This is a genomic window from Sphingobium indicum BiD32 (genome assembly GCF_000382885.1).
Taxonomy (GTDB): domain Bacteria; phylum Pseudomonadota; class Alphaproteobacteria; order Sphingomonadales; family Sphingomonadaceae; genus Sphingobium; species Sphingobium japonicum_C.
Genome location: NZ_CAVK010000046.1, coordinates 1 through 9,060, shown reverse-complemented (window position 1 = coordinate 9,060; position 9,060 = coordinate 1). Strand labels below are relative to the sequence as shown.

The 9,060-nt window shown below is 61.4% G+C and carries 7 protein-coding genes and 1 tRNA gene; 2 read left to right on the top strand and 6 right to left on the bottom strand.

Annotated elements, in window-relative coordinates; translation table 11 throughout:
* The 4 genes from EBBID32_RS04750 to EBBID32_RS04735 form a co-directional block, all read right to left on the bottom strand.
* On the bottom strand, nt 1-1,802 hold a 1,802-nt coding region (locus tag EBBID32_RS04750; protein ID WP_231382099.1), incomplete at its 3' end, for a valine--tRNA ligase.
* A gap of 48 nt (nt 1,803-1,850) precedes the next feature.
* A complete protein-coding gene (locus EBBID32_RS04745; RefSeq protein WP_006951640.1) occupies nt 1,851-2,360 on the bottom strand; it encodes a DUF2497 domain-containing protein in 510 nt (169 codons plus the stop codon).
* A gap of 37 nt (nt 2,361-2,397) precedes the next feature.
* On the bottom strand, nt 2,398-3,873 hold the full coding sequence (locus EBBID32_RS04740; RefSeq protein ID WP_037488807.1) for a TolC family outer membrane protein: 1,476 nt from the start codon (nt 3,871-3,873) through the stop codon (nt 2,398-2,400).
* A 10-nt stretch (nt 3,874-3,883) separates the two neighbouring features.
* The gene (locus tag EBBID32_RS04735; protein ID WP_006951636.1) at nt 3,884-4,516 is read right to left on the bottom strand and encodes a protein-L-isoaspartate O-methyltransferase family protein; all 633 of its coding nucleotides are present in this window, start codon (nt 4,514-4,516) and stop codon (nt 3,884-3,886) included.
* A gap of 199 nt (nt 4,517-4,715) precedes the next feature.
* Here EBBID32_RS04735 and EBBID32_RS04730 point away from each other — a divergent pair.
* Nucleotides 4,716-4,789 (top strand) — tRNA-Cys (locus EBBID32_RS04730).
* Nucleotides 4,790-4,951: 162 nt separating this feature from the next.
* Here EBBID32_RS04730 and EBBID32_RS04725 read toward each other — a convergent pair.
* Nucleotides 4,952-7,036, bottom strand: a complete 2,085-nt coding sequence (locus tag EBBID32_RS04725; RefSeq protein WP_231382098.1) for a DUF3857 domain-containing protein — start codon at nt 7,034-7,036, stop codon at nt 4,952-4,954.
* Between the two features lie 242 nt (nt 7,037-7,278).
* Here EBBID32_RS04725 and EBBID32_RS04720 point away from each other — a divergent pair, with 242 nt between their 5' ends.
* Nucleotides 7,279-8,043, top strand: a complete 765-nt coding sequence (locus tag EBBID32_RS04720) for an HAD-IIA family hydrolase (protein ID WP_156022462.1) — start codon at nt 7,279-7,281, stop codon at nt 8,041-8,043.
* 13 nt (nt 8,044-8,056) lie between these two features.
* On the opposite strand, the gene EBBID32_RS04715 is transcribed toward EBBID32_RS04720, so the two are convergent.
* Nucleotides 8,057-8,953 carry a MurR/RpiR family transcriptional regulator gene (locus tag EBBID32_RS04715; RefSeq protein WP_006951628.1) on the bottom strand — a complete coding sequence of 299 codons (897 nt, stop codon included), beginning with the start codon at nt 8,951-8,953 and terminating at the stop codon, nt 8,057-8,059.
* Between the last annotated feature and the right edge of the window lie 107 nt (nt 8,954-9,060).

The window sequence follows — 9,060 nt, the reverse complement described above, 5'->3', positions numbered from 1 at the left end:
GCACGGGGAGGGGGACCGCCCGCAGGGTGGTGGAGGGGGCTGGCGTCTGGACGAGAGTTGGCGTCGAAACGCCCGCCCCCTCCGTCAGCGCTCCGCGCCGCCACCTCCCCGTTCCGGGGAGGATTGTCGTTCGGCCAGCCCAGCGTGCCGAACGGCCACAGCGCCGAGGAGAACCAGGTGTCGAGGACGTCAGAATCGCGCCAGATTGGCACGCACTTTAGATCAGTCAGCGCTTCACTTACCAAATGGGCAGGTTGTTCTTCCAAATCAGCTTCAGCTGCGGCCCATGAGCTATCAAATTCAATGACTTGACCAACTGATGTTTCATAATATTCAGCCGCAAGCTGCTTAGCCTCATCTACCGTCGCAGCAACGAAAGATGGCGGCACAACCGATGCCATTCCTTGGTCGTGCACAATTTGCCAGCCAATATCTGGATGCTTTACCGGCCCATACCAAACCGGAATCCGATGCCCCCACCAAAGCTGGCGGCTCACACACCAGGGCTGGATATTCTCCATCCAGTTGAAGAAGGTCTTTTCCCATGTCTTGGGGACGATTTCGATCCGCCCGTCGCGCACCGCCTGCATCGGCGCGACGGCCAGCTTGGCGGCATCGACATACCATTGATCGGTCAGCCAGGGTTCGATCACTACGCCCGAACGGTCGCCGAACGGCGTCTGGATGACGCGCGGCTCGAAGTCGGCGGCGATCTCCTCGCCTTCCTTGTTCTTCGTGACGTGCGGCACGAGGAAGCCCAGCGCCTTCATCTCCGCGACCACAGCCTCGCGCGCGCCGTCCACGCCGTCGCGCCTGAAGCGGTGCATACCAAGATACGCTTCCGGCACCAGACCATCGGCCGTCTGCACGACATTGGCATCCGCATCGAACATGTTGAGCATCGCGCCCGCCGCGATCCCCGCGCGCTTGCCGACCTCGAAATCATTGAAATCATGCCCCGGCGTGATCTTGACCGCGCCGGACCCCAGTTCCGGGTCGGCATAATCGTCGCCGACGATCCGCAACCGCCGCCCGGTGATCGGCTGGAGGATCTCCTTGCCGATCACGCTCTGGTAGCGCGGGTCATCGGGATGGACCGCGACCGCCATATCGGCCAGCATCGTTTCGGGCCGTGTCGTCGCGACGACGATATGGTCGGCCCCGTCGGCCAGACGCACGCCATCGGCCAGCGGATATTTGAACCGCCAGAAACCGCCCTGCGTCTCCTTCGTCTCCACCTCCAGATCGGAAATGGCGGATCGGAAATGCGGGTCCCAATTGACCAGCCGCTTGTCGCGATAGAGCAGGCCGCGCTGGTGCAGTTCCACGAACACCTTGACCACCGCCTTGCTGAAATGCGGGTCCATGGTGAATTGTTCGCGGCTCCAGTCCATCGAACAGCCCAGCCGCCGCAGCTGGCCGGTGATGGTGCCGCCGCTTTCCTGCTTCCACTCCCACACTTTGGCGACAAATTCGTCGCGCGTGTAATCGGTGCGCTTCTCGCCCTTGGCGTTCATCTGCCGCTCGACCACCATCTGGGTCGCGATGCCCGCATGGTCGGTGCCGACCACCCACAGCGCATCCTTTCCGCGCAACCGCTCATAACGGATCATGATGTCCTGCAACGTATTGTCGAGCGCATGGCCGATATGCAGGCTGCCGGTCACATTGGGCGGCGGATTGACGATCGTATAGGGCTGCGCGTCCGGCCGTTCGGGACGGAACAGGCCGTTCGTCTCCCAATGCTTGTACCAGCGGGCTTCGATATCGGCGGGGTCGAATGTTTTGGGCAGATCGGTCATGCCCCGCGCTTTAACGACCCACGCGCGAAGATCAAATAGTGCGAACCTTTACCGCGCAGTTATACGCGCGATTTCCTTGGCCACCATATCCTCGACCAGTGCAGGCAGGCGGGCGTCGAGCCATTCCTTGAGCATGGGTTTCAGCATCGAGCGGACCAGCCCGTCGAGCGTATTGTCCGCGCCATCGGGGGCAGTGACCAGCATGGACGAGAGAGCCGACAGAGAATGGCGCGCCGCGACTTCGCTTTCGACCGACAGGATCGATTCGTCCGCTGCGGCGACAGGTTTGGCCGCCGGCGTCGCCTTGGCGGCAGCTTTGGGAGCGGGCATCACATCCTCCACCACGACCTCATCGGTCAGTTCCAGCACTTCGTCGACCAGCGGCACGAAGGGTGCGGGGGCCGGTTCGCCCGGTTCAATCATGGGCTTGGGTGCTGGATCAGCCCGACCGCGGCGCGGCGCAGCAGTCTGCACTGCCTCCTCGCCTTCCTCGGCAATGATCCGCTTGATGGACGAGAGTATCTCTTCCATCGAGGGTTCCTTTGTCATGTCGCCCATGCCGTCCCCTGACTATCGGCCCCGCAATTGCAGCCGCTTATGGCTGTTGTGCCGTTTCGGGACTCACATTGGCGTTTTGCGGCAGCGTGTCAACGGTGCGCGTAGCAACCGGCAGGGGCGCTGCACCATAGTCCCAGTCGAACCATTTGCCCTTCACCCGGTCATAATTGACCATCGGGTCGTAGAGCGCACCGCTGGCAAGGCCCAGATCGTCGGCTTCGGCATGGCCCATTGCGGCCAGCAGGCTGAAGCCCGCGACATAGGCGTTGCGCCGCGCCGACACCAGCTGGACACGGGCGTTGAGCGCCTCCTGCTCGGCATTAAGGATGTCGAGGATGGTGCGGCTGCCAACCGAATTTTCGGCCCGCACACCTTCCAGCGACAGGCTGGCCGCCTCGACCGCCTTCTGGTTGGACTCGATCGCCTTGAGCGAGGCCTGCCAGCTGGCATAGGCGGCGCGTGCCTGGGCGATAACCCCGCGTTCGACCTGGATCTCCTGCTCGATCGCCTGCGATTCCTGCGCCTGGCGCTGGCGCACCTGCGCGGCGGGGCGGCCACCCTGGTAAAGGGGGATGCTCAGCTGGACGCCGGCCTGCGCCTGCTTGTTGATCTGCGATCCGCCCCCAACCGTGCCATTTTCGAGCGTATCGAGATAATTGGTATAGCCTGCCTGGGTGAAGGCCGAGAGAGTGGGCAGATTGCCCGCCTTGGCCACCCGCACATCATAGCGCGCGGCGTCCCGCGCTTTCTTGGCCGCCGCAATGTCGGGATTGTCGGCCAGCGCCACCTGCACCGCCAGATCGGGCGTGGCGGGCAGCCCTGGCAGAACCGGCGGCGGCTCCAGCATGTCCGGCGCTTCGCCAACCAGCGCGATATAATTTTCGCGGCTGGTGATCAGGTTCGACTGCACCGTCTGCAAATCGGCCTGGGCCAGCGCCAGCCGTGATTGCGACTGCGCCACATCGGTGCGGGTCAGGTCGCCAACCTCGAACCGGTCGTTGGTCGCCTGGAGATTGACCTCCAGCACCTTCACATTGGCCTGATTGAGCGAGACGATCGCACTGTCGCGGATCACGTCCATATAGGCGGCGACAACCTGCGAGAAAATGCTGGCTTCCGTGCCGCGCAGATTGGCCTGCCCCGCCTCTACCCGAACCTTGGCGGCCTTCACGCCATTGCGGACGGCCCCGCCAGAATAGATCGGCACGCTCAACTGCGCCTGCGCGTTCACGGTGCGCTGGGGCGAAGTGAAGCTGATCGTGGGCTTGAGGATGCTCTCGCTATAGGTGCCGCCCAGGTCTGCCGCGGGACGCCCGCCTGCCTTCTGGATCGGCACATTTTCATCGGTTGCCCGCTGCCCTGCGCGCGCGCCGGTCAGCGTCGGGTTGGACGCATAGGCCTTAGCCAGCGCGCCCTGCAACGTTTCGGCCATGGCCGGACCGGCCAGGCAAGAGGATAGCAACAGCAAGGCTGTAGCGGTGGTCCGCCGGAAATTAGGTCGCTTTGCTGTCATGATCCCCGTCTCAAAAAACGAATCGCTCCGGCGCGGCAAAGCCCGGCAGCACCACCATCTCGATATCCGCGACACTGGACAGGCCCAGTACGCCCGCAACGACCCGGCCGCTCGCCAGCCGGGTGACGCCGCGTTCGACAACGCCCGTGACAACCCGCGCCCCATCGACAAGCTGCCCAACGAGCGCAGCGGGCACTTCCGCCACCGCGCCGTCGATGAACAAAAGATCATAAGGCGCGCCAGCAGCCGCCCCGGCGTTCAGCGGTCCGCGCACAACGGTCGCGCCAGCGATGTCCGGCCCGCCCTCTTCCTCGACCGCTATGACCTGCGCGCCCAGCGCCGTCAGCAGCGCGGCGCTGTAGCCCGTCGCCGCGCCGATCAGCAGCACCTTGTCACCCGGCATAACCTTCGCCTCGGTCAGCAGGCGACCGATCACCAAAGGCGGGTTCAGCGCGCGTCCGCCGCTCAGCGGGATAGGCCGATCGATATAGGTCATGGCGCGGCGTTCGGCCGGGACAAAATCCTCACGCGGTACGCTGGCCATCGCGGCGATCACGCGCGGATCATCCACGTCGCTGGTGCGCAACTGGCTTTCGACCATGGCGGTCCGCATCGAAGAAAAATTCTGCTCGGTCACGATCATTCTCGCTTGGTCGATTGGACTTGGCACAACTGTATTGGCAATGCAATACAGCAAGGCTATCAACGGACCTCTAAATCAGCGCGCAGGCCACGCCAAGCGGCTTTGCACGGCAGACGACCAGAATCTTGACGCCCGCGCCCGATCCGCCGCTTGACTTTGGAACCAAAGCCGCACATTTGCGGCGTCCACCGCGACGGATGGCCCGATGGCGGAGTGGTTACGCAGAGGACTGCAAATCCTTGCACGCCGGTTCGATTCCGGCTCGGGCCTCCAAAATCCTGTCAGCAGATGTGTGCTGATGGTTAAAAAACCTTGGATTTCCGCTAGTTTAGGGACATTCGCTGATCGTCAGCTATGCCTCTCTGATTCTAGTGGATTTTACGATTTTGACAGTTGCAGACCCATCCCAGCGGCCAGGGGATGCAAATGTCAGAATCAATCCGCCAGGCAGGGCACACGATCACCCGTCCAATCGATCTCGGTTGTCGTAGGCACTCGCCGGCTTGCCTGCGTATCGGCGTTTTTGCCGCTTGGGTTATAGGTTATCCATGCCATGCTGTTATCAAACAGGGCGAAGCGGCCATTGTCGTGCTGTGTTCTGGCGGCATCGACTTCTTTCTGCTCGATCCGAGATCCACGGATCATGCGTAGTGAACCATCATAGATGTCGAAGGCGCGGTAATAGGCACGGCCGTACATGCGGTTGTTAATATCATCCTTGTGCGACCACTGCTCCGCCTTCGTCGAGGATGGCAGACGGACGGTGGTGACATAACAGCTAAAATCCGGCTTGTTGTAGAATGGCAGTGCCTGATCCTGCTCTTTCGCGCGTATCCGCTTTTCCGGCGGGCTGAAACCACCACCCGGCAGTGCCAGCGACTTTACCCCATCCCCGTCATCATCCCAGTCGACGGTGCCCGTGCCGACGATGGTAAATATGCTGGCCTGCGCCTTCGCGTCATAACGCCACTGAACATCCTCGATGGTCTGCCATGTGTTTCCAATCGCATTCTGACGAAACGCGCTGAGCAGTTGCGTGGGCGTCGCTGCAGAAAATTGCACCTCCTGCTGCAAACCTTCGATCCCGCGCTTGATCGTTGTATTGGTAATGCGTGCGGGCTTGTCGAAACCAGCGCGGGCATCGATTTCGAATAGCGTGATCTCATTGGGTCGCGAAGCAGGCGCCCAGCCAAGCTGCTCAAGACCGCCTCCCTGTATGGTCAGGGGAAGCACCCATTGATAGGAAATGACAGGCTCCTGTGTAGGCGGGACAACGGCAGGCATCGTGCCATCAAGCCAATAGCTCTTTCCATCGATGCGCGCCCGTACCAGCACATGGTCGAACATGCGGGGGCTGGGCAGCCGCTGATCCAGGCCATCATCAGCGCCACTGCTATTGACCAGCACCGCCTCGGCTTCGACGCCTAGCTCGCGCAACAGTGCCAACAGCAGAGCCGTCTTGGCCTTGCAATCGCCGTAGCGGCGTTGCCATGTCTCATCGGCTCCTGCCGGCGTCAGATTTCCGCCATTCAGCCCGACATAAATGTAGCGGACATCCTGCTGCACCATTTTCAGCGCAGCGGCGGCGCGGTCGAACGACCCCGGATGTGCCGCGGCGATGCGGGCGGCCTCCTGCTTGAGCGAGGAGTTGGCGCTCAGACTGGAAGCATTGGCAAATAGCGGCGCGAAAAGGCGCGATATGCCCTGCCAGTCGCCGAAACTGCTATATTCGACGACCCTCTGCCATTGATAGCGAGGGGGCGCATCCTTGGGCGGGGTCAGGACGCCAGGGTTGTCGAACCGATAATCGATTGCATTCGCGCCCTGTTCAGCCACCGTCATCATATCGCTGGTCATCTTGACGGCAGGCTTGTTTTTTTGCTCCCAACTTAGACGAAGATGATATCGGCCGGGTGCTGGCTCGGCGGCGAGGAGAAGCAGGCCGGCATCGTCCTTCCCCAAAGTGGGATCGCTCGCGCGGAGCGTTGCGCCAAACTCGATTTCATCCCCGACCCTGAGATCGGGCACACGTAAAACGGCCGTCAGATTGCCATCCAGCCTTGCCGCTTCAAGCTGGTCTTCTCGACGAAGTATCTCGAACGAAGCCGCCTTCAACAGGTCGATAACCTGGCCTTCGCGATGGATCTTTATGGCATGGACGACAGGCGAACCAGCGGCTGGATTCCAGGCCAGCGACAGATTGCCGAGCTGCAGCGCGTTGGAATGCAGGATCTTGATGCGGTAGCCGTTGTAGAGCAGCTGTCCCTTGTCATCGAGGTGGATCTCCGTGTCCTGTCGGCGGATGAAAACCGCGCCTGCGGCATCGGCGGGAACAGGCATGGGCTCCGACTGGACCGCCCATTTGGGCGCAGGCCCAGTTTGGATCTTGTTGCCAGCTGCATAAACGGCGGATCCGGCAAGCAGACTCGCCAGGCAAACAGAAATCGTGAAACGCACAGCACCCCCCTGAGATTTGCGCCATAATGTCTGCGGCTCTGGTATAAGCAAGTGCTTGATCACGCTTACAAGCACCGGCCGACACTCAAGGCCTTTTCGGCAGCGCCGGCATCAACCGTTCGCAAACCCTTGGGAAGCGCAGCAGCCTTGCCGCGCCTTGAGTAGTCGCTGCCGTCAGAACGTCTCCGGCTGCCATCAAGATCTCCGACCGACCGTGACACGAAATCATTTTGAGATAATCTCACTTTACAACACATAATATATGAGTATTTCGGAGGCAGGTTGCCAAAGGGTCGCTCATACAAATGAAGATTATGCGATATGGGGCAACGTCTTCCCCGTCACCGAAAAGCGCTTTCGATAATGCCGCCGCCATATTCCTCGACTGGGATGGCTGTGTGATGATCGGCAACACCCTGATCCCGGCCGCGCGGACGCTATTGGAACGGCACGCGGATCGCGTCGTCATCCTATCAAACAATTCGACGCATCTGCCCGAAGATTTCACGCGCATACTGAAACAGGCAAATGTCCATATACCGCCGGATCGGATCATTCTTGCAGGTGCAGAAGCGGTACGCCTGGCCATGCAGGCCCGGCAGGCGCGGATCATGCTGCTCGGATCGACGCGGATCAAAGCCTATGCCCGGCACATGGGGCTGACGCTTGTACGGGACGAGCCGGATCATATCCTGTTGATGCGAGACGCGCGCTTTACTTATGCCAAATTATGCCGCGCGGCGAATGCTCTGCAGCGAGGCGCGAAGCTGATCGTCGCCAATGTCGACACGACGCATCCCGGACTCGATGGGCACATCGTGCCGGAAACCGGGGCGATGCTCGCTGCTCTGTTGGCCTGTGTAAGAGACGTCTCGATGGTAACGGTCGGCAAACCTGGCCCGCTCCTGTTCGCGCGCGCTTGCGAAGTCGCGGGCGTGGCCGCGCATCAGGCCGTGATGATCGGCGACAATCCCGAAACGGACGGCAAAGGCGCGACCGACTATGGCATCTACCCCCTTCTCATCGGGCCGGATGCAGGATTGACGCTCGACGACATCGTCAAATGGTGAGCGGCCCTGCGCCTCAAAACCGCTTGATCGAAAGCACGTCGAACGTCTGGCGAAGCGTCTCCGTCGAGCGTTCATAATCCGCCAGCGCCAAGGCGGCGATCAGCGCGTCGACCACGCATAGCTGCGCGATCCGGCTGGTCATCGCCTCGGTACGAAAACTTGTCTCACGCGCCATGGTGAACAGGACCAGGTCGGCATAGGCCTGAATCGGTGATCGGGCGAAATTGGTGATGACGATGGTTTTCGCGCCCGCTTCCCTGGCCAGTCGGGTGGCCGCCACCGTCTCGTGCGTGGCGCCGCTGTGCGAAATGGTCAGCACGACGACGTCGGGGTCGCATCGCGATGCGCAGATCGCCTGCACATGGCTATCGACCACCACCCGCGCATCGAGGCCGATGCGCAGCATGCGATAGTGGGTGTCCTCGGCAATCGGCGCGGACGAGCCAATGCCATAGACTTCCACGCGCTTGGCCGCGCGGATCATGTCGACCGCGCGTGACAGCGCGGTGGGATCCAGCACCGACAGCGAGTCGCGCAAGGCCTGAATGCCCGAATGAAATATCTTCCGGCAAATCGTGTCCATGTCGTCATCGCGCGTGACATCTTCGTGGATGAACTGAACCGGTTGCACGATTTCCTGGGCCAGGCTGAGCTTCATCTGCTGGAAGCCGGACAGGCCGATGCCGCGACAGAAATTGATGATGCTACCTTCGCTCACGCCCGTCTCTTCGGACAGTTCGGTCACCGACATGCTCACGATCTTATCCGGCTGCGCGAGAATATAATCGGCGATCCGGCTCGCCCCCTTCGCCATGCCAGGCTGGGCCACGCGGATGCGATTGAGCGTGTTGTCGATCGGACCATTGTCGGTGGTCGGAAGGGGACGGCGTTTGGGTGTGGAGGCTGTCATGGGAGTCCTGAACGGCGGGCGCGATCGCCCCCCGCCTCTAACAGCATTTCGTCACCCTGCAAAATTGAGCGCATTTTAATCTGGTTCAATGCTGCATCACATTCCAT